General features: G+C 61.8%; 2 protein-coding genes. One reads left to right on the forward strand and one right to left on the reverse strand.

What is annotated here, in order from left to right:
* A partial coding sequence (locus J4F42_11045) for an alpha/beta fold hydrolase (protein ID MCE2486039.1) occupies positions 1 to 189 on the forward strand: 189 nt, incomplete at its 5' end.
* A gap of 72 nt (positions 190 to 261) precedes the next feature.
* Here the strand turns inward: J4F42_11045 and J4F42_11050 are convergent.
* On the reverse strand, positions 262 to 502 hold a 241-nt coding region (locus tag J4F42_11050), incomplete at its 5' end, for a hypothetical protein (GenBank protein ID MCE2486040.1).

A 502-nucleotide genomic window follows, 5' to 3' on the forward strand; every position in this document is an offset into this window, starting at 1 on the left:
CTGCGCGCGCCGACCCTTTTGGTCTGGGGCACGAGTGACCGGCTGATCCCGCCGGTGTATGCCGACCGCTTTCAGGCTCTCATCCCCCACGCCCGCAAAACGCTCATCGAGGCGGCCGGCCATATGCTGCCATACGAGCAGTCGGACGCCTTTGTCGGGGCCGTCCACGGTTTCCTGGGGGAGGGATAGAGGCAGGCGACCTCTCTCGGTCCTTCACCGACCAAACCGAGCCGGTCTCGGCAGAGAAGAAGGAAGCGCTATTTACCCGCGCGCCCAGGCAGCAGGGAAGTAGGGGGGATTGATAACGACGAGAAAGCGATTGAGCGACGCATCCAGGATCGCTTCGGTGCATCCGCTGGCATTGAGGTTGATGACGACACTCGTGTCCGCGATAACAGGAAGAGTCAGATCATTCAGGCAGCTTCGGCGCTCCACCCGCGTCTCCTCCCTTAACCTCAACACCGTCCAAAATCTCGCGTAGCTCCAGCCGGTCCAGCTGTAA

This window comes from Desulfurellaceae bacterium (genome assembly GCA_021296095.1).
Taxonomy (GTDB): Bacteria; Desulfobacterota; Binatia; order Bin18; family Bin18; genus JAAXHF01.